The sequence below is a fragment of the Pseudomonas sp. 91RF genome, assembly GCF_003576265.1.
GTDB classification, from domain to species: Bacteria; Pseudomonadota; Gammaproteobacteria; order Pseudomonadales; family Pseudomonadaceae; genus Aquipseudomonas; species Aquipseudomonas kribbensis.
The window spans coordinates 1-24,703 of record NZ_QWFC01000023.1 but is presented as its reverse complement, the minus strand read 5'-3'; the positions used below and the strand labels follow the sequence as shown (position 1 = coordinate 24,703).

The 24,703-nt window shown below is 62.7% G+C and carries 22 protein-coding genes and 1 pseudogene; 6 read left to right on the top strand and 17 right to left on the bottom strand.

Translation table 11 applies throughout. The annotated features are described in order from the left end of the window. Positions 1-9: 9 nt before the first annotated feature. Positions 10-1,065 carry a haloacid dehalogenase-like hydrolase gene (locus tag DXT77_RS09955; protein WP_119427519.1) on the bottom strand — a complete coding sequence of 352 codons (1,056 nt, stop codon included), beginning with the start codon at positions 1,063-1,065 and terminating at the stop codon, positions 10-12. A 241-nt stretch (positions 1,066-1,306) separates the two neighbouring features. Between DXT77_RS09955 and DXT77_RS09950 the strand changes: the two genes are divergently transcribed. Next, entirely contained in the window at positions 1,307-2,698 is a 1,392-nt protein-coding gene (locus DXT77_RS09950; RefSeq protein ID WP_119427518.1) for an L-cystine transporter, read from the top strand. Between the two features lie 76 nt (positions 2,699-2,774). Here the strand turns inward: DXT77_RS09950 and DXT77_RS09945 are convergent, their stop codons facing one another. After that, the gene (locus tag DXT77_RS09945; RefSeq protein WP_119427517.1) at positions 2,775-3,287 is read right to left on the bottom strand and encodes a dihydrofolate reductase; all 513 of its coding nucleotides are present in this window, start codon (positions 3,285-3,287) and stop codon (positions 2,775-2,777) included. Positions 3,288-3,372: 85 nt separating this feature from the next. On the opposite strand from DXT77_RS09945, the gene DXT77_RS09940 reads away from it, so the two are divergent. After that, positions 3,373-4,746: a DUF2868 domain-containing protein gene (locus DXT77_RS09940; RefSeq protein WP_119427516.1), complete on the top strand. Its 1,374-nt coding sequence runs from the start codon at positions 3,373-3,375 to the stop codon at positions 4,744-4,746. After that, positions 4,739-6,124, top strand: coding sequence for a GTPase/DUF3482 domain-containing protein (locus tag DXT77_RS09935; protein WP_119427515.1), 1,386 nt, complete (start codon positions 4,739-4,741; stop codon positions 6,122-6,124). Before DXT77_RS09940 ends, DXT77_RS09935 begins: the two co-directional genes overlap by 8 nt. Here the strand turns inward: DXT77_RS09935 and DXT77_RS09930 are convergent. The 8 genes from DXT77_RS09930 to DXT77_RS09895 form a co-directional block, all read right to left on the bottom strand. Continuing rightward, positions 6,121-6,546: a hypothetical protein gene (locus tag DXT77_RS09930; RefSeq protein ID WP_119427514.1), complete on the bottom strand. Its 426-nt coding sequence runs from the start codon at positions 6,544-6,546 to the stop codon at positions 6,121-6,123. The two genes, DXT77_RS09935 and DXT77_RS09930, sit on opposite strands and share 4 nt — an antisense overlap. Before the next feature lie 85 nt (positions 6,547-6,631). Next, a complete protein-coding gene (locus tag DXT77_RS09925) occupies positions 6,632-7,198 on the bottom strand; it encodes a phosphonate degradation HD-domain oxygenase (protein WP_119427513.1) in 567 nt (188 codons plus the stop codon). Next, positions 7,198-8,331, bottom strand: a complete 1,134-nt coding sequence (locus DXT77_RS09920) for a TIGR03364 family FAD-dependent oxidoreductase (protein ID WP_119427512.1) — start codon at positions 8,329-8,331, stop codon at positions 7,198-7,200. Before DXT77_RS09920 ends, DXT77_RS09925 begins: the two co-directional genes overlap by 1 nt. A gap of 146 nt (positions 8,332-8,477) precedes the next feature. Further along, a complete protein-coding gene (locus DXT77_RS09915) occupies positions 8,478-9,503 on the bottom strand; it encodes a putative 2-aminoethylphosphonate ABC transporter substrate-binding protein (protein ID WP_119427511.1) in 1,026 nt (341 codons plus the stop codon). Positions 9,504-9,550: 47 nt separating this feature from the next. Beyond that, positions 9,551-11,275, bottom strand: a complete 1,725-nt coding sequence (locus DXT77_RS09910; protein ID WP_119427510.1) for a putative 2-aminoethylphosphonate ABC transporter permease subunit — start codon at positions 11,273-11,275, stop codon at positions 9,551-9,553. Further along, positions 11,275-12,351, bottom strand: coding sequence for a putative 2-aminoethylphosphonate ABC transporter ATP-binding protein (locus tag DXT77_RS09905; protein WP_119427509.1), 1,077 nt, complete (start codon positions 12,349-12,351; stop codon positions 11,275-11,277). The genes DXT77_RS09910 and DXT77_RS09905 overlap by 1 nt, the downstream gene beginning before the upstream one ends. 107 nt (positions 12,352-12,458) lie before the next feature. Continuing rightward, positions 12,459-13,322, bottom strand: a complete 864-nt coding sequence (locus DXT77_RS09900) for a LysR family transcriptional regulator (protein ID WP_119427508.1) — start codon at positions 13,320-13,322, stop codon at positions 12,459-12,461. Positions 13,323-13,338: 16 nt separating this feature from the next. Further along, positions 13,339-15,606, bottom strand: a complete 2,268-nt coding sequence (locus DXT77_RS09895; RefSeq protein WP_119427507.1) for a heavy metal translocating P-type ATPase — start codon at positions 15,604-15,606, stop codon at positions 13,339-13,341. Positions 15,607-15,690: 84 nt separating this feature from the next. Between DXT77_RS09895 and cadR the strand changes: the two genes are divergently transcribed. Further along, on the top strand, positions 15,691-16,140 hold the full coding sequence (cadR, locus tag DXT77_RS09890; RefSeq protein ID WP_064600182.1) for a Cd(II)/Pb(II)-responsive transcriptional regulator: 450 nt from the start codon (positions 15,691-15,693) through the stop codon (positions 16,138-16,140). A gap of 60 nt (positions 16,141-16,200) precedes the next feature. Here the strand turns inward: cadR and DXT77_RS09885 are convergent, their stop codons facing one another. The 3 genes from DXT77_RS09885 to DXT77_RS09875 form a co-directional block, all read right to left on the bottom strand. Further along, positions 16,201-17,172 (bottom strand): thymidylate synthase, encoded by a 972-nt coding sequence (locus DXT77_RS09885; RefSeq protein ID WP_011336420.1) that lies wholly within the window; start codon positions 17,170-17,172, stop codon positions 16,201-16,203. Positions 17,173-17,222: 50 nt separating this feature from the next. Next, positions 17,223-18,038 carry a prolipoprotein diacylglyceryl transferase gene (gene lgt, locus DXT77_RS09880; RefSeq protein WP_065258902.1) on the bottom strand — a complete coding sequence of 272 codons (816 nt, stop codon included), beginning with the start codon at positions 18,036-18,038 and terminating at the stop codon, positions 17,223-17,225. 96 nt (positions 18,039-18,134) lie between these two features. Beyond that, the gene (locus tag DXT77_RS09875; protein ID WP_085709026.1) at positions 18,135-18,917 is read right to left on the bottom strand and encodes a sulfite exporter TauE/SafE family protein; all 783 of its coding nucleotides are present in this window, start codon (positions 18,915-18,917) and stop codon (positions 18,135-18,137) included. A gap of 130 nt (positions 18,918-19,047) precedes the next feature. Here DXT77_RS09875 and DXT77_RS09870 point away from each other — a divergent pair, with 130 nt between their 5' ends. Continuing rightward, positions 19,048-19,794, top strand: coding sequence for an NRDE family protein (locus DXT77_RS09870; RefSeq protein ID WP_119427506.1), 747 nt, complete (start codon positions 19,048-19,050; stop codon positions 19,792-19,794). 31 nt (positions 19,795-19,825) lie between these two features. On the opposite strand, the gene ptsP is transcribed toward DXT77_RS09870, so the two are convergent. Next, positions 19,826-22,090, bottom strand: coding sequence for a phosphoenolpyruvate--protein phosphotransferase (ptsP, locus tag DXT77_RS09865; RefSeq protein ID WP_119427505.1), 2,265 nt, complete (start codon positions 22,088-22,090; stop codon positions 19,826-19,828). Positions 22,091-22,112: 22 nt separating this feature from the next. Continuing rightward, a complete protein-coding gene (locus tag DXT77_RS09860) occupies positions 22,113-22,592 on the bottom strand; it encodes an RNA pyrophosphohydrolase (RefSeq protein ID WP_003229203.1) in 480 nt (159 codons plus the stop codon). 143 nt (positions 22,593-22,735) lie between these two features. Between DXT77_RS09860 and DXT77_RS09855 the strand changes: the two genes are divergently transcribed. Then, entirely contained in the window at positions 22,736-23,392 is a 657-nt protein-coding gene (locus DXT77_RS09855; protein ID WP_119427504.1) for an HAD family phosphatase, read from the top strand. Positions 23,393-23,511: 119 nt separating this feature from the next. Here DXT77_RS09855 and DXT77_RS09850 read toward each other — a convergent pair whose 3' ends face one another. Together DXT77_RS09850 and DXT77_RS09845 are read right to left on the bottom strand one after the other, a co-directional pair. Further along, positions 23,512-23,937: a DUF2269 domain-containing protein gene (locus DXT77_RS09850; RefSeq protein WP_119427503.1), complete on the bottom strand. Its 426-nt coding sequence runs from the start codon at positions 23,935-23,937 to the stop codon at positions 23,512-23,514. 39 nt (positions 23,938-23,976) lie between these two features. Continuing rightward, a pseudogene (locus DXT77_RS09845) lies at positions 23,977-24,703 on the bottom strand (threonine ammonia-lyase, biosynthetic); the annotation flags it as partial.

Sequence of the window (24,703 nt, the reverse complement as noted above, 5' to 3'; positions counted from 1 at the left end):
CCTTGAGGCTTACTGAATCTCTTCCGGCTTCACGATCACCCAGTTCTTGTCCGCCGTCACCGGCAAACCTTCTTTCGCCTGGGCTGCCGCGTGCTTGGCCATCATGCCGTTGAGCTGGGTCATGTACTTGTCCTTGCGGTTGACCCACAAGTGAATGCCGCCCTTGGCCACGTCGACGCTGTGGAACAGCATGTAGCCGTCGCTGCTCGGAGTGTCACCGCCCACCAGCACCGGCTTTTTCCATTCGTCGATGTAAGTCAGGATCGCCGCGTGCTTGCCGGCCATCCAGGTCGCCGGGGTCCACAGGTACGGCGTCAGTTCCAGGCCGAGGTTGGCCTTCTCGTCATACTTGCCGGCGGTGATCTGCTTGCGCGCAGTGGTCAGTTCGCCGGTCTCGCGGTTCTTCAGCAAGGTGGTCACGCCGATCACGTTCTGCGGTTTGACGTTGTAGCCGTACTTCGGATCGGCCGCGACCATGCGCACCAGTTCTTCGGAAGCGGCGGTCATCACGTAGACCTCGATGCCGTTCTCCATCAGTTTGTTGTACAGCTCGGCCTGACCGGTGAAGACTTTCGGCGGCTGCACGTCGATGTTCTTCACCACATCGCCTTCGTAATAGGTCGCCGGCACCGGTTTGCCCGACGCCATCAGTTCGTCGACGTAGCCTTTGAGTTCCTTGAGGGTAAAGCCGGAGAACACCTGCGCCACCCATGGGTAGCAGACCATGTCGTCGACTTCGCAGAGGCGGTAGTAGTAGCTGAACAGGCTTTCCTTGTGGTCGGCGGTGTCCTTGAACGGGATCAGCTTCAGCGACGGGTCGAGCTTGTCACGAGTGATCAGGCCCTTGTTTTCCATGAACGGCAGCAGCGACTCTTCGAGGTCATAGCGGTAACTGGTGTTGTCCATGTCGAACACCGCGTAGTTACCCTTGTTGGCGTTGGCCGCGATCATCGCGTCGAGCGCCTTGGCCTGATCCGCCGGCCAGTGCTTGAGGTCAGTGGCGAACGCTTGGCCAACAAGGCCTAAGCAGAGTGCGGCAGCCAGCAATTTAGGTGCGAACTTCATTCTGCGTTTCTCCCCGATTGAAAGAGATCGACGCTAACAAATCAGTGTGACAGTTACCGTCTGTCAGCGACTGTCCACGTCCCTTTTGCGCCAACTGCATCCCCGAGAGCGACACCCGCTTATTCCAAAAACGACGGACGACCTTTGATTTCGGTATTAAATCATTGGAAATCAAACTGTTAGGCTTGCCGGTTCGCAACAGCCCCGGAAGGCTGTTGGCAAAGTCTTTTCTGGAGAACTCATGAATCTGCCGCTGATTCTCAACCTGCTGGTGTTCCTCGCCCTGCTCTTCGGTCTGGCGCAAACCCGCCACACCTCGTGGAGCCTGGCGAAAAAAGTCCTGCTCGCCCTGGTGCTGGGCGTGGCGTTCGGCGTCGCGCTGCACACGATCTACGGTGCCGGCAACCCGGTGCTGAAAGCCTCGATCGGCTGGTTCGATCTGGTGGGCAACGGTTACGTGCAGCTGCTGCAAATGATCGTGATCCCGCTGGTGTTCGCCTCGATCCTCAGCGCCGTGGCCCGCCTGCACAACGCATCTTCGCTGGGCAAAATCAGCTTCCTGACCATCGGCACGCTGCTGTTCACCACGGCGATTGCGGCGCTGATCGGCATCGGCCTGACCAACCTGTTCGGCCTGACCGCCGAAGGCCTGATCGCCGGTACGCAGGAAATGGCCCGTCTGCAAACCATTCAGACCGACTACGCCGGCAAGGTCGCCGACCTGAATGTGCCGCAACTGCTGCTGTCGTTCATCCCGCAGAACCCGTTCGCCGACCTGGCACGGGCCAAGCCGACCTCGATCATCAGCGTGGTGATCTTCGCCGCGTTCATGGGGGTTGCCGCGCTGCAACTGCTCAAGGATGACGCCGAGAAAGGTCAGAAAGTGATCAACGCCATCGACACCCTGCAAGCCTGGGTGATGCGTCTGGTGCGTCTGGTGATGAAGCTGACCCCGTACGGCGTGCTGGCGCTGATGACCAAAGTGGTGGCCGGTTCCAACCTGCAGGACATCATCAAGCTCGGCAGTTTCGTGGTGGTGTCGTACCTCGGCCTGGGCCTGATGTTCGTCGTGCATGGCCTGCTGGTGTCGGCCGCCGGGATCAACCCGCTGCGTTTCTTCCGCAAGATCTGGCCGGTGTTGACGTTCGCCTTCACCAGCCGCTCCAGCGCCGCAAGCATTCCGCTGAGCATCGAAGCGCAGACCCGTCGCCTGGGCATTCCGCAATCGGTGGCAAGCTTCGCCGCTTCGTTCGGCGCGACCATCGGCCAGAACGGTTGCGCCGGCCTGTACCCGGCGATGCTGGCGGTGATGGTTGCGCCAACGGTCGGCATCAACCCGCTGGATCCGCTGTGGATCGCGACGCTGGTGGCGATTGTGACCCTGAGTTCGGCCGGTGTGGCGGGCGTAGGTGGCGGCGCGACCTTCGCGGCACTGATCGTGCTGCCGGCCATGGGCTTGCCGGTTTCGCTGGTGGCGTTGCTGATTTCGGTCGAGCCGCTGATCGACATGGGTCGTACGGCGCTGAACGTGAGCGGTTCGATCACCGCTGGCGCGATTACCAGCCAGGTGATGCAGCAGACCGACAAGGCCCTGCTGGAGGCCGATGAGCATGCGGAGCTTGCCCAGGCTTAAGTAGCGTCTGACAGATTGCTATCGCGAGCAGGCTCGCTCCCACAGGGAAATGGGAGCTGGCCTGCCAGCGATGCTCTTAGGCTTTTTCCCAGACTTCGAAGTGGTAAGCCGGTTTGTCGCCTTCAGCCGGATTCGGCACATCCGACACCAGTTTCCAATGGTTCAGATCGAACTCCGGAAACCACGCATCGCCTTCCGGGCTCAGCGCCACACGGGTCAGATACAAGCGATCCGCCTGGGCCAGTCCCTGCGCATACAGTTGCGCCCCGCCAATCAGCATCAACTCGTCGACGCCCTGCTCTTTCGCCCACTCTTCGGCGCGAACCACGGCGGCTTCCAGCGACGGATAGACTTCCGCCCCTTCCAGCACCAGATCCTGCTGACGGCTGACTACGATGTTCAGGCGGCCCGGCAACGGACGACCCAGCGAATCCCAGGTCTTGCGACCCATGATGATCGGCTTGCCGAGCGTCGTGGCCTTGAAGTATTTGAAGTCCCCCGGCAGGTGCCAGGGCATGCTGTTGTCGATGCCGATCACGCGGTTTTCACCGAGGGCTGCGATCAGGCTGAGGGGGAGTGATTTAGTCATGCCGGCGAGGATACCAGAGCCGCGCTTACCCCGATAAGCGCCACAGCGGTTATGCTCACGGCTCAATCAAGCATCGGGATGCCGCGTGACTGAACTGACTTCACTGCAAAACCTCTGGCTCACCGAAACCGTGCGCCTGCGCGAAGAACACGCAGGCCCATTGGACGATCAGGAAGCCAATCGCCTGGCCCGCGCGGCCGGCGGCGACCTGCCGGGACGCATTCAACGCCGTGCCCTGTGGCTGGCCGAGCGCGATGGCCTGACCTCGGCGCTCAGCCACTGGCTGCAAGGCGCGCGCCTGGCGCTGGTGTTGCTGGCGATCCTCGCCGTGTTGAGCGGCGCAGGTCTGGCCTTCGCTGCATTGGGTCAGACGCCGGTCAATGTGTTCTGGGCCCTGGGCAGTCTGCTCGGGCTGAATCTGATTTTGCTGTTGAGCTGGGCGCTGGGGCTGATCTTTGCCGGCGAACACGGCGCTACTCTTGGCCGCTTGTGGCTGTGGCTCAGTGAAAAACTCGCCCGCGATGCCAAGGCAGCGCAACTGGCGCCGGCCTTGCTGTTGATGCTGCAACGCAAGAAGCTCAATCGCTGGGCGCTCGGTACGCTGGTCAATGGCCTGTGGTTGCTGGCGATGTTCAGCGCGCTGGTTTTGCTGCTGACGCTGATGGCGACCCGGCGCTACGGCTTCGTCTGGGAAACCACGATTCTCAGCGCCGACACCTTCATCAACATGACCCAGGCCCTCGGCGCATTGCCGGCGTTGCTGGGCTTCAACGTACCGGCCGTAGACATGATCCGAGCCAGTGGCGACACCGCGCTGAACATCGAAAGCGCCCGTCTAGCCTGGGCGACCTGGCTGGTCGGCGTGCTGATGGTGTACGGCGTGCTGCCGCGTCTGCTGCTGGCGCTGTTCTGCTTCTGGCGCTGGAACAGTGGCAAAGCGGCGTTGCGTCTGGACCTGAACCTGCCCGGCTACGCCCAGTTGCGCGAACGCCTGATGCCGACCAGCGAGCGCCTCGGCATCACCGACCCCGAGCCTGCGCAATTGCACCGCGTCGAAAGCGCCGTCGGCGAACACGCCAGTGACGGCGCGTTGCTGGTGGCGATCGAACTCGACGATCAACACCCATGGCCACCGACGCTACCGAAAAACGTCAGCAACGCCGGCATCCTCGACAGCCGGGAATCGCGCAACAAACTGCTCGAACAGCTCAGCCGTTTCCCGCCGGCGCGTCTCGCGATTGCCTGCGACCCACGGCGCTCGCCGGATCGCGGCAGCCTGGCACTGATCGCCGAACTGGCGCGCAACGCCGCCGCGACCCGCGTCTGGCTGTTGCAGGCACCGCAAGGACAGGCGCTGGACGCCGAGCGTTTGGGCGACTGGCACGTGGCGCTGCAACAGCTTGAGCTGGAGTTCGCCGATTGCGCCCCGTTGAACTGGCTGGAGCACGGACATGACTGATGCCTGGAAAGCGCCGCTGAAACTGGCGGTGGTCGGCCACACCAACGTCGGCAAGACGTCGCTGTTGCGCACCCTGACCCGCGACGTCGGCTTCGGCGACGTCTCCCATCGGCCGAGCACCACGCGGCATGTCGAAGGCGCGCGGTTGTCGGTGGATGGCGAACCGCTGCTTGACCTCTACGACACACCCGGTCTGGAAGACGCCATCGCCCTGCTGGATTTTCTCGAACGCCTGGAACGTCCCGGCGAACGCCTCGACGGCCCGGCTCGATTAGCGCGGTTTCTCGACGGCAGCGAAGCACGCCAGCGTTTCGAACAGGAAGCCAAGGTACTGCGGCAACTGCTCGATTCCGATGCCGGCCTGTACGTGATCGACGCCCGGGAACCGGTGCTGGCCAAGTACCGCGACGAACTGGAGGTGCTGGCCAGTTGCGGAAAACCATTGCTGCCGGTGCTGAATTTCGTCAGCAGCGCCAACCATCGCGAACCGGACTGGCGTGAAGCGCTGGCGCGTCTGGGGCTGCATGCTCTGGTGCGTTTCGACAGCGTCGCCCCGCCGGAGGATGGCGAGCGGCGACTGTATGAAAGCCTCGCGTTGCTGTTGGAAAACGCCCGTCCGCAACTTGAACGGCTGATCGCCGATCAACAGGCCCAACGCCTCGCCCGCGAGCAAAGCGCCGCGCGCCTGATCGCCGAACTGTTGATCGACTGTGCCGCGTGCCGACGCAGCGTGGTGAGCAACGCCGAACAGGAACAACAGGCCATCAGCGAACTGCGCAAAGCCGTGCGCCAGCGCGAGCAGAAATGCGTCGAAGCGCTGCTCAAGCTCTACGCCTTCCGCCCGCAAGACGCCGCCGCAAGCGATCTGCCGCTGCTCGACGGCCGTTGGGGCGATGACCTGTTCAACCCGGAAACCCTCAAGCAACTCGGCGTGCGAGTCGGTGGTGGAATCGCCGCCGGTGCCGCAGCCGGTGCCGGGGTGGATCTGCTGGTGGGCGGTATCACCCTTGGCGCCGCCGCTCTGGCCGGTGCCATTGCCGGCGGCGCGCTGCAAACCGCCCGCAGCTATGGCAACCGCCTGCTCGGCAAGATCAAAGGGCAGCGGGAACTGACGGTCGACGACAACGTGCTGCGCCTGTTGGCTCTGCGTCAGCGGCAACTGCTGCAAGCGCTGAATACCCGAGGCCATGCGGCGATGGATGCCGTTCAGGTGGCGACGCCGCAGGACAAGACCTGGCGCGAAGGCAAGCTGCCGGAGGCGCTGAACATCGCCCGGGCCCATCCGCAGTGGTCGTCGCTCAATCCGCACCCGAAACTGAATCAGGCCCAGCGTCAGGAACAGATCGATGAGCTGGTGAGCAACGTCCTCGAACTCTAGAACCAGCCAACCTTGAGGAACTGTTTGACCAGCGCCGTCACGCGGCTGCGATCCGTGCGATTGGCGCGCCCGTCGTTGTCGACGTCCGAACACAGGACAACCTCGAAGCCGCCATCGTTATCGAGGTCGTGGACGGCTGCTTTATAAGCGATGGTTTCGCCCTCGTGAAAGTGCAACCTCACTGACTCCGGCGTTCCATCGCTGCCGGAGTTCAGGGCAAAGATTCGCAAATGCCGAGCGTCTTCATCGGCGGCGTTGAACCAGGCACATTTCAGATAGGTGCCGGAGAAGCTCCGCAGTTGCGCCACCTCTCGAGCCGAGGCTTCGCGCCAGTCCTGTTCGGTGTGATGAAAGCGCAGCTGGACACTGTCCCCCGCACCGCTGCCGGATCGATCCCGAGCAATCACTTTCAAAAAACGCATCCGTGCGCTCCTTCGGCAAAGCACCAGTCTGGGCCGAAGGGGCAACACGCGCCATGCACCGTTTCCCGGTTTGGCGTAAGAAGGTTCAGCGCGCTTCGCGTGACAGCACGGTAAAAGCCTTGTGCTTCAGCACCGCAAGATCCATCACCGGCACCGCCATCTCCTTCGCCAGCTCATCCCACTGGCGCATCCGCAGACTGACAGCACAAAGCGGATCCTGCTCGAACGCATCCGCTTCAGCCTCGGTCATCACCCCGCCCTGATACTCCAGGGTGCGGCGGCTGGCTTCGCTCAAGCGTTCGTAATAGCCCGGCTCCCTGAGCGTCAGATAGCGCTTGGCCTGGACGTGATATTCCACCAGCCGTGCCAGGCGCTCGCTGAATCCGGCTTCACGCAAATAGTCCGCACCGAGCCGTTCGTGACTGACCACGCCGTAACCGCCCATGTTCTCCGCACCTTCGGCACACAAGTGACCGATGTCGTGGAAGAACGCGGCGAGCACCACTTCGTCGTCGAAGCCTTCGGCGATGGCCAGTTGCGCGGCTTGGGACATGTGCTCGATCTGCGACACCGGTTCGCCGATGTAGTCACTGGCGCCGAAGCGCTCATAGAGCCCGAACACCCGGTCAATGACTTGCTCGTGATTCAACATCAACGCTCTCCGAAAAGCTGTGAGACATTGCGTTCGGCCATGGCTGGGCCGACGCTCATGCCGACGCCGCTGTGCATCAGCGCCACACTCAGCCCCGGCGCCGGACGCAGGAACGAAAACGGCCCCGGCCCCCGGGAACCATAGACACCCTGCCAGCGCTCGACCACTTGCACCTTGCAGCCAAGGGTCTGCTCGGCCAGTTCGAGCATCCAGTTGTCGACCTGCTCGGCGTTGAACGGTGAAGGATCACTGCCGTAATGGTGCGAGTCGCCGATGATCAGTTCGCCGTAAGGCGTCGGGCTGATCAGCAGGTGAATGCCGTTTTCCTGCAGGTGCGGTTGCTCGCGCAGGATCTGCGCCTGTACTGCGGCCGCTTCCGGCAGATCGGCGAAGGCGCCGTAATGCACGCAACTGAGGCCGGTGAGCAAGGCGTGTTGCAGGTTCAGCTCGATCTGCGGCCGGGCGCGGAGCATTTGCAGGCGGCAGATCTGCGGGTCGAGGGCGGCAATCGGCTCGGCCAGCAAGGTCTGATAATCGTGGCCGGAGCAGACGATGATCTGCTCGGCGGTGAAGAGTCCGGCGGTGCTGTGCAGGCGCCCAGGTTCGACGTCGCGCACCAGCGTCGAGAAGTGAAACTCGACGCCGAGTTCGCGACGCAGGTAATCGATCAGTGCCGGAATCGCTTCCCGGGAATACAGCTGTTGATCGTCCATGCCGTGCAACGCGGCGCGGTGATGGCTGAACTGGCCACCATACAGATCACGCAACGCGGCACCGCGCAGCAGCTCGACGCGGTAGTCGTGCTCCACGGCGCGCCCGGCGCAGAAGGCTTCGAGCAAGTGCTCTTCCGCCTCGGTGCGGACGAACAGGTACGAACCGTTGCGCTTGAGTTGCAGGCCGGCGAGCTGTGCCCACTGGCCCCAGATTTCGCGGCTGGCCTTGGCCAGTTCGAGCATCGGGCCCGGTGGCTGGCCGGTGACCAGTGCCTGGCCGAAGTTGCGTACCGATGCGCCAACAGGTGTGGCAGTGCGCTCGAAAACCGTGACCTTGAGACCGCGCCGGGCGGCGGCGTAAGCATGGGACAGGCCCAAAATGCCGGCGCCTACGATCAGCAAGTCTTTGTGTTGTGTCATTGAGAAGTGCTCTGAATGAGAGACCGCTTTCGCGAGCAGGCTCGCTCCCAAAGGGGATTCTTGGTGCACACAGAATTTGCGTTCACTGAAGATCCAATGTGGGAGCGAGCCTGCTCGCGATAGGCCCCTGTCAGTCGATGAAGATCTTACTTGGCAGCGACTTTCTCGGACTTGCCGTCATAGCGCTTGCGCCATTCGGTCAGGATCTCGTCGCGGTTCTTCGAAGCCCAGGCAAAGTCGTTCTTGATCAGGCGCTGTTCGTAGTCGGCCGGCAGTTCGGTCTGCGGCTTGGCGATGCCCGGTTGGGCGAGGACGGCGAAGTTTTCCTTGTACAGATCCATCGCCGGGACGCTGGCGGAGAAGTCAGCCAGTTTCTTCGCGGCCTCTTCATGCGGCGTGCCTTTGATCACGGCAGTCGCTTCGATCTCCCAGCCCAGGCCTTCCTTCGGCAGGATGATGTCCAGCGGCGCGCCCTGACGTTTCAGCTGAACGGCCGGGTATTCGAAGGAAATCCCGATCGGGAATTCGCCAGCGGCCGCCAGTTTGCAAGGCTTGGAACCGGAGTGAACGTACTGGCCGATATTCTGGTGCAGGCCGTCCATGTAAGCCCAGCCCTGTTTCTCGCCGAAGGTTTGCAGCCAGGCGCTGACGTCGAGGAAACCGGTGCCGGACGAGGCCGGGTTCGGCATCACGATCTTGCCTTTGTACTCAGGCTTGGTCAGGTCCTGCCAGCTCACCGGTTTGGTCAGGCCCTGCTTCTCGGCCTCGACGGTGTTGAAGCAAATGGTTGCGGCCCAGACGTCCATGCCGACCCAGGCTGGCGGGTTGGCGGCGTCGCGGTAGTTCGCGCCGATCTTGCCCAGGTCCTTCGGCGCATAGCTTTGCAGCATGCCTTGCTGATCGAGGATCGCCAGGCTCGAAGCAGCCAGGCCCCATACCGCGTCAGCCTGTGGGCGATCCTTTTCGGCCAGCAGTTTGGCAGTGATGATCCCGGTGGAGTCGCGCACCCATTTGATCTCGACGTCCGGGTTGGCCTTTTCGAACGCAGCCTTGTAGGCGGTCAGCTGTTCGGCTTCGAGGGCGGTGTACACCGTCAACTCGGTTTTTGCCGCGAAGGCATTCAGGCTGAAAGTAGCGAGCACAGCAGCGGCCAGGGCCATAGGCTTGAACATGATCGTTTTCCTGTAGGTGAGTTGAGGCTAAAGGGACAAGTCGTGGATCAGTGGCCGGGCGCCGTTTGCCGCCAGGCCTGGGAACGGCGCAGCAAGCCGCGCGAAGCCCACGCCAGCAGCAAGGACACGCCCGCCGAGGTGAACAGAATCAGGGTCGACATCGCTGCCGCGCCGCCGACGTTGCCGGCGTCATCCATGTTCAGCACCGCCACCGCCGCGAGGATGGTGTCGGGGCTGTAGAGGAAGATCGCCGCCGACACGGTGGTCATGGCCGAGACGAACAGGTAGCGCACGATGTCCAGCAGCGCCGGCAGGCAGATCGGCACGGTGACCCGCAGGTAATGCCGGTACAGCGGCGCCTTGAGCGACAGCGCGGCGGCTTCGAACTCGGCATCGAGTTGACGCAACGCGGTGGTGGCGGTCATCTGCGCAGTGGTCAGATAGTGAGCAATGGTGCAGACGATCAGCAGGGTCATGGTCCCGTACAGCACGTGCAGCGGGTTGCCGGTGAGGTTGAAGAAGAAGACATAACCCAGACCCAGCACCAGCCCCGGCACCGCCATCGGTACGAAACTGAGCATGCGCAGCGTCAGATTCAGCCCGCGCTGGCTGCGGGTCTTTTCCATCAGGTAGGCACCGGTGAAGATCAGCACGCTGCCGATCAACGCCGTGCCCAGCGCCATTTTCAGACTGTTGCCGTAGGCCAGCCAGCCACCTCCAGCGGTCTCGTTGAACTGGTAGTGGTTGAGCGACAGCGACAGGTTGTACGGCCAGAACTTCACCAGCGACGAGAACACCGCCATGCCGAACACCAGCAGCAACGCCGCGCTGATCAGCAGGACGATGGCCAGATAACAGGCGTCGCGCTTCTTCGACGGCGCCGGTTTGAACACCTGGGCACGGCCGCTCATGGAGTCGCCGTGACGACGACGCAGCCAGGCATCGACACCGAAGCTGAACAGTGCCGGCAGCAGCAGAACCATGCCGATCAAGGCGCCGCGACCGAATTGCTGCTGGCCGACCACTGCTTTGTAGGCTTCCAGCGCCAGCACTTGATAGTCGCCACCGACCACCACCGGCACACCGAAATCGGTGATGGTCAGGGTGAAGACGAGGCAGAACGCGGCGAACACAGCCTGACGGGTTGCCGGCCAGGTGATGCTGCGAAAGGCCTTCGCCGGACTGGCACCCATGCTCGACGCAGCATCGAACAGTCGCGCATCCGCCAGCGACAGGGCTGACAGCAAAATCATCAAGGCGTGTGGAAAGGTGTAGATCACCTCACCCAGAACAATCCCCCAGAAGCCGTAGATGTTGTCCGACAGCAGCCCGCGCAACATGCCTTGGTTGCCGAACAGATAGACCAGCGCAATCCCCGGCAGCATCGATGGCGCCATTAGTGGCAGCAGCGAAATCCCGCGCCAGATGCCTTTTGCCGGAATCAACGTGCGCTGCAAGGCGTAGGCAAACAGGTAGGCCAGCGGTACGACGATGGCCGCGACGCTGAGGGAAACTTTCAGGCTGTTACCAAGCAACCAGTGGAAGTTGTCGCTGGTCACCAGTTCCTTGGCGGCAAGCCAGCCACCGCCCTGCCCGGCTTCGCTGCTGAAGCCGCGCCAGAAGATCGCCAGCAAGGGCAACAGCACCGCCACACCGAGCAGCACCAGCAGCAGGAGTTTGCCGCCGAGGACGAAGATCCGGTCGCCGACCTCGGCCCCGGACACCTGCCGCGCCTGCTTTTGCGGTAGCGGCAGTGCGAGGTTGCTGTTCATCAGGCAAACACCTGCAGGCTGCGTGGCGGCAAGGCAACCATGATCTGCTGGGCGCCGAGGCGCGGCATGGCTTCCGGCGCCAGTTCAGCAAGCAAGGCATGACCGGGCAATTGATCGAGCTCGAAGCTCATGCGGCAGCGGTTGCCGAGGAAAGTGATCTCGCGGACCTTGGCCGGGAACAGGTTTTCTTCGTGCACCAGCGGATTGACGTTGATCGCTTCCGGGCGGCAGAACAGTCGGCCCGACGGACTGTGGACGCTGCCGTCGGCCAGACGCAGGTTCATCCCGCCGACCTTGGCGTGACTGTCGCTGCTGCGCTGGAACGGCAGCCAGTTGCCCTGGCCGACGAACTCGGCCACGAACGGCGTGGCCGGGCGGCTGTAGATTTCCTGCGGGGTGGCGTACTGCTCGACCTTGCCGTTGTTCATCACGGCGATGCGGTCGGCCATCAGCATGGCTTCGTCCTGATTGTGGGTGACCATCAGGGTGGTGATACCGAGGTTGCGTTGCAGCTGGCGCAGCTCGGTGCACAGATGCTCGCGGACCCGGGCGTCGAGGGCCGACATCGGTTCGTCGAGCAACAGCAGCGACGGCGCCGGCGCCAAGGCACGGGCCAGCGCCACACGTTGCTGCTGGCCGCCGGACAACTGGCCCGGGTATTTTTTCTCACTGCCGCTGAGGCCGACAAGTTCCAGCATCTGACCGACGCGACGGCGCACTTCATCGCGACCGCTGCCGGCGAGGCCGTAGGCAATGTTCGCTTCGACGGTCAGGTTGGGGAACAGCGCGTAGGACTGGAACAGGATGCCGTAGTCCCGGGCCTGCGGCGCGAGGTGGGAAACGTCGCGATCGCCGAGGTACAACTCGCCGCTGTCCTGCTTCTCCAGACCGGCGATACAGCGCAGTAACGTGGTCTTGCCACAGCCCGACGGGCCGAGCAGGCACACCAGCTCACCGGCCGCAACATCGAGGGAGACGTTATCCAGCGCTGTGAAGGCGCCGAAGCGCTTCTGCACGCCGCGCACTTTCATCGGAGCGCCGGGGTTGGTCAGGGCAGTTGCGATTGCAGGGTTCATGGACAGGCCTCATCAAGCAGATGAGACGAATCCTAGAGTTGTAATGCGTCGGTCATATGGCAACGAGGCAAAATCGACCGATAGTGGTATTCAGGGATTTGGGTTGATCAGGCCGGAGACATTTCCTGCGCCAGCCCGAGAAACGCCGCCGGCAAGCGCGCATTCTTGCGTTCCTTCAGGCAGTAAAGGTATTCGGGAATCTGCGGCGCATTCTCGAGCGTCAGCACCCGCAACTGCGGATCGTGCGGCACTTCCTGACGGGCAATGATGCTGATGCCGATGTTGCGCAGCACCGCCTCGCGGATCGACTCGCGGCTACCGATCTCCAGCAACGGCCCGAAACTGACCCCGGCACCGGCCAGCAACTCTTCGGTCAGGCGACGGGTGGTCGAGCCCGGCTCGCGCATCAACAGGGTATGCCCGGCCAGCGCGTTCAGCGTCACATGGTCGTGCGCCGCCAGTGGATGATTGCGATGCACCGCCAGCACCAGCGGATCGCTGCCGAGCACCCGGCGGATCAGCCGCGCATCGTCGAGCAACTGCGACGACGCCGCGACATCCACCCGGTAATCCTCCAGCGCTTCGAGCACTTGCTGTGAATTGCCGATTTCCACTGAGACCTCCACCTGCGGCAGGCGCTCGCGGAAGGTCTTCACCAGATCGAGGATGTAATACGGCGCCGTGGCGGCGATGCGCAACGTGCCCTGCACCTGACCGCTGTTACGCAGGAAGAATTCGATATCGGCCTCCTGCTGCAACAACGCCTTGACCATCGGCAGCAGCCGCGCGCCTTCATCGCTGACACTCAGCCGTCGGCCGCCACGATAGAACAGCTCCACCGAATACTGGCTTTCCAGATTGCGGATCTGGGTGGTCACGGTCGGTTGGCTGAGTCCAAGCTTCTTCGCCGCCAGCGTGATGCTGCCCAGGCGGGCCACCATGTAAAACGCTTTCAGCTCGGCACTCAGCACAACCGTCCCTCTTCCTCTATTTGCGCAACAGGCGCAAACCGTTGAACACCACCAGCAGGCTCACGCCCATGTCGGCAAACACCGCCATCCACATGGTGGCGAGCCCGGCGAAGGTTACCCCAAGAAAGATAGCCTTGATCACCAGTGCCAACGCAATGTTCTGTTTCAGGATGCTGGCCGTGTTGCGGGACAGACTGATGAAGGCCGGAATCTTGCGCAGATCGTCGTCCATCAGGGCGACATCGGCGGTTTCAATCGCTGTATCCGTGCCGGCCGCCGCCATCGCAAAACCGATCTCCGCCCGAGCCAGTGCCGGTGCGTCGTTGATGCCGTCGCCAACCATGCCGACCCGTCGGCCCTGCGCATACAGGTCTTCGATGGCTTGCAATTTGTCGGTCGGCAACAAGTCGCCCTTGGCCTGATCGATCCCGACCTGCGCCGCAATCGCCTGCGCGGTGTGGACGTTGTCGCCGGTCAGCATCAGGGTTTTCACGCCCAGATCGTGCAACTGGCGGATCGCCTCGCGGCTAGTTTCCTTGACGGTGTCGGCCACGGCGAACAATGCCAGCGGGCCGGAGCTGTCGAGCAGCAACACCACGGACTTGCCCTGTTTCTCCAGCGCGAACAGCTTTTCTTCCAGTTGCGGCGAGCACAGGCCCAGTTCTTCCACCAGTCGGTGATTGCCCAAATGGTAGGCCTGGCCGTTGACCTCACCTTTCACACCGCGCCCGGCCAGGGCTTCGAAGTTATCCACAACCAGCGGCGCGAAACCTTTATCCACAGCCGCGTTGGCGATGGCCAGCGACACCGGGTGATCGGAGCGCCCGGCCAGCGCAGCGGCAATGGCCGGAGCCGTGGCGTCGGCGGTCGGGTCGAGGGACAGGTAATCGGTCTGCACCGGTTTGCCGTGGGTGATGGTGCCGGTCTTGTCGAGGGCCAGATAGTCGAGCTTGAAACCGCCCTCCAGGTACACGCCGCCCTTGACCAGAATGCCTTTGCGCGCCGCCGCCGCGAGGCCGCTGACGATGGTCACCGGGGTGGAAATCACCAGTGCGCACGGGCACGCGACCACCAGCAGCACCAAAGCGCGGTAGATCCAGTCGAACCATGCAGCGCCCATGAACAGCGGCGGGATGATCGCCACGGCCAGGGCCAGAACAAAGACCACAGGGGTGTAGATCTTCGAGAACTGATCGACGAAGCGCTGGGTCGGCGCCCGTGCGCCTTGTGCCTGTTCCACGGCGTGGATGATCCGCGCCAGGGTGGAGTTGTTGGCCGCTGCGGTCACTGTGTATTCCAGCGAACCGGCCTGGTTGATGGTGCCGGCGAAGACTTTATCACCGACGGTTTTTTCCACCGGCAGGCTTTCACCGGTGATCGGCGCCTGATCGATGGTCGTGCTGCCGCTGACGACTTCACCGTCCAGCGCGATACGCTCGCCAGGTTTCACCCGCACCCGGGCGCCGAGATCGATGCTTTTCACATCCAGCTCGACCCAGTTGCCGTCCTCCTGCAACACAGTCGCCTGTTCTGGCGTCATCTGCATCAAACCGCTGATGGCGTTCCGCGCGCGGTCCAGCGAGCGCGCTTCGATCAGCTCGGCCACGGTGAACAGGAACATCACCATCGCCGCTTCCGGCCACTGGCCGATCAACACGGCGCCGGTCACGGCGATGCTCATCAGGGCGTTGATGTTGAGGTTGCGGTTCTTCAGGGCGATCCAGCCCTTCTTGTAGGTGGTCAGGCCGCCGCTGAGGATCGAGATCAGCGCGATGATCGCCACCACCCAGGTCGGCGCGGCGCTGGTGAAGTGGATCACTTCGGCAGCGAGCGCACCGACGCCGGACAGCGCCAGTGGCCACCAGTGTTTTTTCACCGGGGCGGCGGCCGGGGCATCAACGCCCGCTTCCAGTGGCTCGGCCTGCATGCCGAGGGATTTGATCGCGTCGATGATCGGCGCAGTATCCGGCAGATTGTGGGTCACGCCGAGCACGCGGTTGATCAGGTTGAACTCCAGCTGCTGGATCCCGGCCAGTTTGCCAAGCTTGTTCTGGATCAGCGTCTGCTCGGTCGGACAGTCCATTGCTTCGATGAGAAAACTGCTCAACCGGGCGTCGGCGCTTTTCGCTTCGCTCAGTTGTACCAGCGCCGGCGCAGCGGCTTTCGATGAACAGCAGGAATCGCCGCCGTGGGAATGCTTATGCACAGGCTGCAATTTATGACTGTGATCGTGCCCGTCGCCCGGTTTGTGGGTGTGAGGGTGGGTGTGCTGGGAATCGCTCATTGGTCGCGTCCATGAAGGTGCCTGTTGCCAAGTAAAGACCCTGTAGCCACTATAGGGTCAAGCACCCTTTTGGAGATTGCCGTCATGAAGATCGGAGAACTGGCGAAACAGACCGATTGCGCCGTGGAAACCATCCGCTACTACGAGCGCGAAAACCTGCTGCCGGAGCCGGCCCGCAGCGATGGCAACTACCGCGTCTACACCCAGGCCCACGCCGAGCGCCTGACCTTTATCCGCAACTGCCGCACCCTCGACATGACCCTCGAAGAAATCCGCAGCCTGCTCGCCTTGCGCGACAGCCCGCAGGATCAGTGCGAGAGCGTGAATGCGCTGATCGACGAGCACATCCAGCACGTCAAGGCGCGGATCGACGGGTTGCTGGCGTTGCAGACGCAACTGCTCGACCTGCGCCAGCGTTGTGGCGAAGGGCCGGAGGCGGATCAGTGCGGGATCCTGCAGCGGCTGGAGGTGAGTGGCGGGGTTGTGGCGACGGAAGTCGAGCATTCGCATGTGGGCCGCAGTCACGGCCATTAAGAACCCCGGAAACGACTGAGGGAGCCATTTGGCTCCCTCAGTGTTTTGATCACCCGTGCTTCAGACCGCCATCGGCGCAGTCATCGGCGCATGGTGCTCGTAGCCTTCCAGCGAGAAGTCGCTCGGCTCTACCAGCTCCAGCCATTCCGGCTGGTACACACCGGTCTTGGCAAACTCCGGCACACGATCCGAAATCTTCAGCTTCGGCATGGCGAACGGCTCGCGCTTGAGCTGTTCATTGAGCATGTCGAGGTGGTTTTCGTAGACGTGGGCATCACCGATGAAATAGGTGAACCAGCGCGGCGTGTAGCCGGTCAGGCGACCGATCAGACTCAGCAGCGCGGCGCCTTCGGTGAGGTTGAACGGTGTGCCCAGGCCCAGATCGTTGGAGCGGATGTAGAGGGTCAGAGAAATCTCTTTGGTCTCGACATTCGGGTGGAACTGGTACAGCAGATGGCACGGCGGCAGGGCCATTTCATCGAGCTGGGCGCAGTTCCAGCCGTGGAACAGGATGCGGCGGCTGCCCGGGTCCTTGATGATCGTGTCGACGCACTGGCGCACCTGATCGATGGCTTTGTACAGCACCACGTAGGCCTGGCCGTCTTCTTCGCCCTGGGCAATCTGCTTGTAGCCGTTGCTCAGGGTTTGTTCGATGGCGGCGGTGTTGCTCAGCGGGATCTGCTTGTACGCCGGCCATTTGCGCCATTGCACACCGTAGATTTCGCCGAGGTCGTCTTCGCCCTGACGGAACGGGTTGGCCAGCCACTGAGCGTTTTCGTTGGCGTTCTGATCCCAGACCTTGCAGCCCAGCGCACGGAATTCGGCGGCGTTGTTCACGCCACGCAGAAAGCCGCACATCTCGCCGATGGCCGATTTGAAGGCCATCTTGCGGGTGGTGATCGCCGGGAAACCTTCCTGCAGATCGAAGCGCAGCATCGCGCCCGGAAAGCTGATGGTGTTCACGCCGGTACGGTTGGCCTGTTTGGTGCCGTTGTTGATGACGTGCGACACCAGATCGAGATATTGCTTCATGAGTTACCTGTGTCCTTGAGCCCCGGCGAACTGCGCCGGGGTTCGAATATTTAAGCTGTCGGGGCAACCGGCGCCGACGGGGCACGGCGGTAGGCCAGCCAGATCAGGAACAGCCCGCCGATGATCATCGGTACGCAGAGGATCTGACCCATGGTCAGCCAGTTCCAGGCCAGGTAGCCCAGCTGCGCGTCCGGCACGCGGACGAATTCGACGATGAAACGGAAGATGCCATAGAACAGCGCGAACATGCCCGAGACCGCCATGGTTGGACGCGGCTTGCGCGAGAACAGCCAGAGGATCAGGAACAGCGCGACGCCTTCGAGCGCGAACTGATACAGCTGCGACGGGTGACGCGGCAGTTGCGCCGGGTCGCTGAACGGCGGGAACACCATGGCCCACGGCACGTCGGTGGCCTTGCCCCACAGCTCGGCGTTGATGAAGTTGCCGATACGCCCGGCGCCCAGACCGATCGGCACCATCGGCGCGACGAAGTCCATCAGCTGGAAGAACGACTTGCCATTACGCTTGCCGAACCACAACGCCGCCAGCATCACGCCGATGAAGCCGCCGTGGAACGACATGCCGCCCTTCCACACTTCGAAAATCAGCGTCGGGTTGGCGATGTAGGCGCTCAGATCGTAGAACAGCACATAGCCCAGTCGCCCGCCGACAATCACGCCCATCGACAGCCAGAACACCAGGTCGGAGAGTTTCTCCTTGGTCCAGGTCGGGTCGAAACGGTTGAGCCGGCGCGACGCCAGCAGCCACGCACCGCCGATGCCGACCAGATACATCAGGCCGTACCAATGGATTTTCAGCGGACCGATGGCCAGGGCCACCGGGTCGATCTGCGGGTAAGGCAGCATTGCGACTCCTCGTTAGAGTTCAAATCTTCAAAATTCCCGGGCGACGCTGCCACCTCAGGATTAAGCCAGGATTGTGGCCTGCTCGGAACAGACGCCTCAGAACAGAAAGCTCAGCCCCACGCAGAACAGCAAAGCGGCGAACAGCCGTTTCAGCAACTTCGGCGACAACTTGTGCGCCAGCCGCGCGCCGATCCGGGCGAACACCATGCTGGTCAGCGCAATGCCCAGCAGCGCCGGCAGATACACAAACCCGAGACTATGGGCCGGCAGCAATGGATCATGCCAGCCCAGAATCATGAAACTTATTGCACTTGCCAAAGCGATCGGCAGGCCACAGGCCGACGAGGTCGCCACGGCCTGCTGCATCGGCACGCTGCGCCAGGTCAGGAACGGCACGGTCAGCGAGCCGCCGCCAATGCCGAAAATCGCCGACGCCCAGCCGATCACACTGCCGGCCACGGTCAGACCAAGTTTGCCCGGCACCGTTCGACTGGCCTTGGGTTTGACGTCCAGCGCCAGCTGCGCCGCGATCACCAGGGCGAACACACCGATGATCTTCTGCAGGTTGGGCCCGGAGATCGCTTCAGCGGTCAGCGCGCCGAAACCGGCACCGAGCAGGATCCCGACAGTCATCCAGGCAAAAATCGGCCAGCGCACCGCCCCGCGTCGATGGTGTTCACGCACGGCGTTGACCGAGGTGAAGATGATCGTCGCCAGCGACGTGCCGACGGCCAGGTGGGTCAGGATCGACGGATCGAAACCCTGCAAGGTGAAACTGAACACCAGCACCGGGACGATGATGATCCCGCCGCCAACCCCGAACAGCCCCGCCAGTACGCCTGCACAGGCACCCAGCGCCAGATAGAGCAGAAATTCCATGACTGCCTCCAGAGGCGCATCCCAAAACCGGAGCGGCATGGTAACGGATGCATGGCCTTCGGCTCCACTGGCGATGGATGCACGGACGATGTCTGCGTAGAGTGGGCAGAAAACACACAAGGACCACCTTATGTGCCTGATCGTTTTCGCCTGGCGGCCCGGGCACGCCCAGCCGCTGATCGTCGCGGCCAACCGTGACGAATTCTACGCCCGGCCCAGCCTGCCGCTGGCCCAGTGGCCCGAGTCGCCACAGGTTCATGCCGGACGGGATCTGGAGGCCGGCGGCACCTGGCTCGGCCTCGGCGCCAACGGCCGCTTTGCCGCGCTGACCAACATCCGCGATCCGCATCAGCCTCCGGCCCGGCGCTCTCGGGGCGAACTGGTGGCGGGATTTCTGACCGCAAACCTGTCGATCGATGACTATTTGTCCGACGTTGTCGCCCGCTCGCCGGAGTATGCCGGGTTCAATCTGCTGCTGGGCAATGCCAACGAGCTGTGGCATTTCAACGCCCGGTCTTCGGAACCGGTGATGCTGCAGCCGGGCATTTATGGACTTTCAAACGCGGGGCTGGATACGCCGTGGCCGAAACTGCTCAAGGCCAAGGCGGCATTGAGTGCGGTGCTGGATGATCCGCAGCCCGAGCGGTTGCTGGCGTTGCTGGGGGATGCGCAGACGGCGCCGTTTGCCGAGCTGCCGGATACCGGCGTGGGGCTGGCGACCGAGTCGCTGCTGTCGAGTGTGTTTATTGCCAGCCAGAGTTACGGGACCCGGGCGAGTACGGCGCTGATCGTGCAGGCGGACGGGACGCGGCGGATGGTGGAGCGCAGTTTCGGGCCGTATGGCGGGCATCTGGGGGAAGTGGAGATCAATCTCTGAAGATCGCAGCCCGAAGGCTGCGATCTTCTGTTCAGAGCGGTTTGACCATCCGCGATAACCCGAGACTCTTCAGCGCCAGTTGCAGCGAGCTGTGGATAACTTGCGGGTTGTCGATGGTCATCAGTTCCGCCAGCAGATCCTTCGCCTTGCTCAGGTTGATCTGACGCAGCATCCACTTCACCTTCGGCAGGTTGGTGGCGTTCATTGACAGGCTGTCGAAGCCCATCGCCATCAACAGCACCGCGGCCGCCGGGTCACCGGCCATCTCGCCGCAGATACTCACCGGCTTGCCTTCGGCATGGGCGTCGCGCACGACGATCTGCAAGGCTTGCAGCACCGCCGGGTGCAGGTAGTCGTAGAGGTCGGCCACACGCGGGTTGTTGCGGTCCACGGCCAGCAGATACTGGGTGAGGTCGTTGGAACCCACCGACAGGAAATCCACCATCCGCGCCAGTTCTCTGGTCTGGTAGACCGCCGCCGGAATCTCGATCATCACGCCCACCGGCGGCATCGGCACATCGGTGCCTTCGTCGCGCACTTCGCCCCAGGCCCGATGGATCAGGTGCAACGCTTCTTCGAGCTCATGGATGCCGGAGATCATCGGCAACAGGATCCGCAGGTTGTTCAGGCCTTCGCTGGCCTTGAGCATCGCACGGGTCTGCACCAGGAAGATTTCCGGGTGGTCGAGGGTGACGCGGATCCCGCGCCAGCCAAGGAACGGGTTGTCTTCCTTGATCGGGAAGTACGACAGCGCCTTGTCACCGCCGATGTCCAGCGTACGCATGGTCACCGGTTGCGGGTGGAACGCGGCGAGCTGCTCGCGGTAGATCGCCAGTTGTTCCTTCTCGCTCGGGAAGCGCTGGTTGATCATGAACGGCACTTCGGTGCGGTACAGGCCGACACCTTCGGCCCCACGCTTCTGCGCCCGCGCCACGTCCGCCAGCAGGCCGGTGTTGACCCACAGCGGCATGCGGTGACCGTCGAGGGTCACGCACGGCAAGTCGCGCAGGGTATCGAGGCCCAGCGCCAGTTGCTTCTCTTCTTCCACCACGTCGGCGAATTGCTTGATCAGCACTTCGCTCGGGTTGGTATAGATTTCGCCCTTGATCCCGTCGACGATCATCGGGATGCCATCGACCTTGGCGTACGGCAAGTCGACTACACCCATCACCGTCGGAATACCCATGGCCCGGGCCAGGATCGCGACGTGGGAGTTACCCGAACCCAGTACCGAGACCAGCCCCACCAGCTTGCCTTCCGGCACTTCGCCGAGCTGGGTGGCGGTCAACTCTTCACTGACCAGGATGGTGTTGTCGGGGAAAACCATGTTGGTCGTGCGGTCTTCCTGCAGGTAGGCCAGCAGACGGCGACCGAGGTCACGCACATCCGACGCCCGCTCACGCAGGTATTCATCGTCCATCAATTCGAAACGGTTGACGTGGTCGGTCACCACCTGACGCAGCGCGCCCTGGGCCCACTGACCCGTCTTGATCACGGTTTTGACTTCGTTACCGAGGGACGCGTCATCGAGCATCATCTGGTACACGTCGAACAACGCGCGTTCTTCGGGACGCAACTGGGTGGCCAGTTTGGTCGACAGGTTGCGCATGTCGGCGCGCACGCCTTCAAGCGCCTTCTTGAACAGTCTTATTTCGGCATCGATGTCGTCGACAGACTTGTCCGGCACGACATCGAGGTCGGCTGGCGGCAACATGACCACCGCCGTACCGACCGCCGCGCCCGGCGAACCCGGCACACCGACGAACTTGGCTTCCTGGATGCCCTTGCCCTGACGGCCCAGGCCACGGATCGACCCGGTGGCCTCGGCGTGGGCGATTACGCCGGCGAGCTGCGCGCTCATGGTCACGAGGAAGGCTTCTTCACCTTCATCGAACTGGCGGCGTTCTTTCTGCTGGATGACCAACACGCCGACGACGCGGCGGTGGTGAATGATCGGCGCCCCGAGAAACGAGGCGTAGCGCTCCTCGCCGGTTTCGGCGAAGTAGCGGTAGCGCGGGTGATCCGCGGCATTTTCGAGGTTCAAGGGTTCTTCACGCGTGCCGACCAGGCCGACCAGACCTTCGTTGGGTGCCATGCTGACCTTGCCGATCGAGCGCTTGTTCAAGCCCTCGGTGGCCATCAGGACGAAGCGGTTGGTCTCGGGATCAAGCAGATAGACCGAGCAGACCTGGCTGCCCATGGCCTCTTTGACGCGCAACACAATAATCCCCAACGCCGCCTTGAGATCCTTGGCGGAGTTAACTTCCTGGACGATCTTGCGCAGCGTATTGAGCATGGCTCGGGGTCGAACTCCGTCGTCAGTCGCGCGCTAAAAGGCGCGGGGCAAGCTCTTTGAGAGCGCGGCGATACACCTCGCGCTTGAATGTCACCACCTGGCCCAGCGGATACCAATAGCTGACCCAGCGCCAGCCATCGAACTCCGGTTTACCGGTCAAATCCATCCGCACCCGCTGCTCGTTGGAGATCAGGCGCAGGAGAAACCACTTCTGTTTCTGGCCGATGCACAGCGGTTGGCTGTGGGTTCGCACCAGACGTTGCGGCAAACGATAGCGCAACCAGCCTCGGGTACAGGCGAGAATTTCAACATCTTCGCGTTCCAGGCCCACTTCTTCGTTCAACTCGCGGTACAAGGCGTCTTCCGGCGTCTCCTCGGGATTGATTCCTCCCTGTGGAAACTGCCAGGCATCTTGATTGATACGGCGAGCCCATAGCACCTGTCCGGCGTCATTCGTCAGAATGATCCCGACATTAGGACGGAAACCATCGGGGTCGATCACGGCAACAACCTCGCAAACGCATGTCGCCGCATTGTTCCACAAAGCTTGTGAAGGCGGCAACGAAGGTTCCGAGCTTATGTGCACTCTTGTGAAAAGACCGTATTCTTGTGGCCTTTTTACTGACTTTTCAGCGGGTAACTGCAATGCGCCTGGCTTTATTCGATTTGGACAACACCCTTCTGGGCGGCGACAGCGATCACGCCTGGGGCGACTATCTGTGCGAACGCGGCTTCCTCGACCCGATCGCCTACAAGGCGCGCAACGACGAGTTCTACCAGGATTACCTGGCGGGCAGACTGGATAACGCCGCGTACCTGAACTTCTGCCTGGAAATCCTCGGCCGCACCGACATGGCCGTGCTCGAGCAATGGCACAGCGACTTCATGCGCGACTGCATCGAGCCACTGATGCTGCCAAAAGCGGTCGAGCTGCTGAAAAAGCACCGCGATGCCGGCGACAAACTGGTGATCATCACTGCCACCAACCGCTTCGTCACCGCACCGATTGCCGTGCGCCTGGGCGTTGAAACCCTGATCGCCACCGAGTGCGAGATGCAGGACGGCCGCTACACCGGCCGCAGCACCGACGTGCCGTGCTTCCGCGAAGGCAAGGTGACGCGCCTGAACCGCTGGCTGGAAGAGACCGGGCATTCGCTGGAAGACAGCTACTTCTACAGCGACTCGATGAATGACCTGCCGCTGCTGGAGCAGGTGGCGAATCCGGCGGCAGTCGACCCGGATCCGAATCTGCGGGCCGAGGCTGAGAAGCGTGGCTGGCCGGTGATCAGTCTGCGCGACTGACTACGCCTTCGTCGGAACGCCGCCCGGGGCAAGCCCGCTCCCACATTGGATCTGTGTCGCACACAAATTCCCTGTGGGAGCGAGCCTGCTCGCGATTGGGGTCGACTCGATACCAGGCCTTAAACCGGCTTGGCGCCCATCAATCCGGCAATCGCGACAAAACAGACAAAACTGAACAACGCCAGGGCAAAGCTGAACCGGCCAACGCCGCCCGGCGTCTTGCGCAAGCGGTTCAAGCGCACCAGCAGCCAGAACCACGCCAGCGCCGCCACGGTGTACAGCACGCTGGAGGCCAGAATCCACGTCTGCCCCAGCGGCCAGCCCACCAGATGCACCATCCACCAGCCGGTGAACGGCATGCTCAGCAGCGCCAGGCCCATCAGTAGCCAGACAAACACCCGTGGCCGCTGCAACGTGCGGCTGCCCGCCGTCGCATCACCCTTGCGCCGGGCCAGCAAAACCCAGACGCCCAGTCCCAGCGCACTCGCCAGCAGAACCACGGTGGCGACCATGTGCGCCGTTTTCAGGGCAGTTAACGTTTCCATTGTCGAATTTCCTTATGGCCTGCCCATCAGCGTAGCCGCTCAGCCAAGAAACAGCTGATAGGCCGGGTTGTCGCTTTCGTCCCAGTACGGGTAGCCGATTTCCGCCAGCGCCGCGGGAACCAGATGTCGCTCGTCGTGAGGCACTTGCAGGCCGGCGACCACACGACCGTCCGCCGCGCCGTGGTTGCGGTAGTGGAACATCGAGATGTTCCAGCGCCCGCCGAGCTTGTTGAGGAAGTTGAACAGCGCGCCCGGACGTTCCGGGAACTCGAAGCGCAGCACCACTTCGTCGACTACCTGCGCCGCGCGCCCGCCGACCATGTGGCGGATGTGCAGCTTGGCCAGTTCGTTGTCGGTGAGGTCGAGTACCGGGAAACCCTGCTCGGTCAGGCTCGCCAGCAGCGCGCTGCGCGGATCGTTTTCCGGGTGAGTCTGCACGCCGACGAAGATGTGCGCTTCGCTGCCGGTGTTGTAGCGATAGTTGAATTCGGTGATCTGGCGTTTGCCGATGGCTTCGCAGAACGCCTTGAAGCTGCCGGCCTTCTCCGGGATGGTCACGGCGATTATCGCTTCGCGGCCCTCGCCCAGCTCGGCGCGTTCGGCGACGTGGCGCAGGCGGTCGAAATTGACGTTGGCCCCGGAATCGATGGCGACGAAGGTCTTGCCGCTGACGCCGCGCTGTTCGACGTACTTCTTGATCCCCGCCACACCCAGGGCGCCGGCCGGCTCGGTGATCGAACGGGTGTCGTCGTAGATGTCCTTGATC

What these genes read in the sequence shown, in the direction of transcription:
- DXT77_RS09875 (WP_085709026.1), bottom strand. Translation starts at nt 18,917, where the DNA reads ATGGAATTTCTGCTCTATCTGGCGCTGGGTGCCTGTGCAGGCGTACTG.
- DXT77_RS09910 (WP_119427510.1), bottom strand. Translation starts at nt 11,275, where the DNA reads ATGAACAGCAACCTCGCACTGCCGCTACCGCAAAAGCAGGCGCGGCAG.
- DXT77_RS09885 (WP_011336420.1), bottom strand. Translation starts at nt 17,172, where the DNA reads ATGAAGCAATATCTCGATCTGGTGTCGCACGTCATCAACAACGGCACC.
- DXT77_RS09920 (WP_119427512.1), bottom strand. Translation starts at nt 8,331, where the DNA reads ATGACACAACACAAAGACTTGCTGATCGTAGGCGCCGGCATTTTGGGC.
- DXT77_RS09855 (WP_119427504.1), top strand. Translation starts at nt 22,736, where the DNA reads ATGCGCCTGGCTTTATTCGATTTGGACAACACCCTTCTGGGCGGCGAC.
- DXT77_RS09930 (WP_119427514.1), bottom strand. Translation starts at nt 6,546, where the DNA reads ATGCGTTTTTTGAAAGTGATTGCTCGGGATCGATCCGGCAGCGGTGCG.
- cadR (WP_064600182.1), top strand. Translation starts at nt 15,691, where the DNA reads ATGAAGATCGGAGAACTGGCGAAACAGACCGATTGCGCCGTGGAAACC.
- ptsP (WP_119427505.1), bottom strand. Translation starts at nt 22,090, where the DNA reads ATGCTCAATACGCTGCGCAAGATCGTCCAGGAAGTTAACTCCGCCAAG.
- DXT77_RS09935 (WP_119427515.1), top strand. Translation starts at nt 4,739, where the DNA reads ATGACTGATGCCTGGAAAGCGCCGCTGAAACTGGCGGTGGTCGGCCAC.
- lgt (WP_065258902.1), bottom strand. Translation starts at nt 18,038, where the DNA reads ATGCTGCCTTACCCGCAGATCGACCCGGTGGCCCTGGCCATCGGTCCG.
- DXT77_RS09945 (WP_119427517.1), bottom strand. Translation starts at nt 3,287, where the DNA reads ATGACTAAATCACTCCCCCTCAGCCTGATCGCAGCCCTCGGTGAAAAC.
- DXT77_RS09870 (WP_119427506.1), top strand. Translation starts at nt 19,048, where the DNA reads ATGTGCCTGATCGTTTTCGCCTGGCGGCCCGGGCACGCCCAGCCGCTG.
- DXT77_RS09850 (WP_119427503.1), bottom strand. Translation starts at nt 23,937, where the DNA reads ATGGAAACGTTAACTGCCCTGAAAACGGCGCACATGGTCGCCACCGTG.
- DXT77_RS09925 (WP_119427513.1), bottom strand. Translation starts at nt 7,198, where the DNA reads ATGTTGAATCACGAGCAAGTCATTGACCGGGTGTTCGGGCTCTATGAG.
- DXT77_RS09950 (WP_119427518.1), top strand. Translation starts at nt 1,307, where the DNA reads ATGAATCTGCCGCTGATTCTCAACCTGCTGGTGTTCCTCGCCCTGCTC.
- DXT77_RS09955 (WP_119427519.1), bottom strand. Translation starts at nt 1,065, where the DNA reads ATGAAGTTCGCACCTAAATTGCTGGCTGCCGCACTCTGCTTAGGCCTT.
- DXT77_RS09905 (WP_119427509.1), bottom strand. Translation starts at nt 12,351, where the DNA reads ATGAACCCTGCAATCGCAACTGCCCTGACCAACCCCGGCGCTCCGATG.
- DXT77_RS09915 (WP_119427511.1), bottom strand. Translation starts at nt 9,503, where the DNA reads ATGTTCAAGCCTATGGCCCTGGCCGCTGCTGTGCTCGCTACTTTCAGC.
- DXT77_RS09895 (WP_119427507.1), bottom strand. Translation starts at nt 15,606, where the DNA reads ATGAGCGATTCCCAGCACACCCACCCTCACACCCACAAACCGGGCGAC.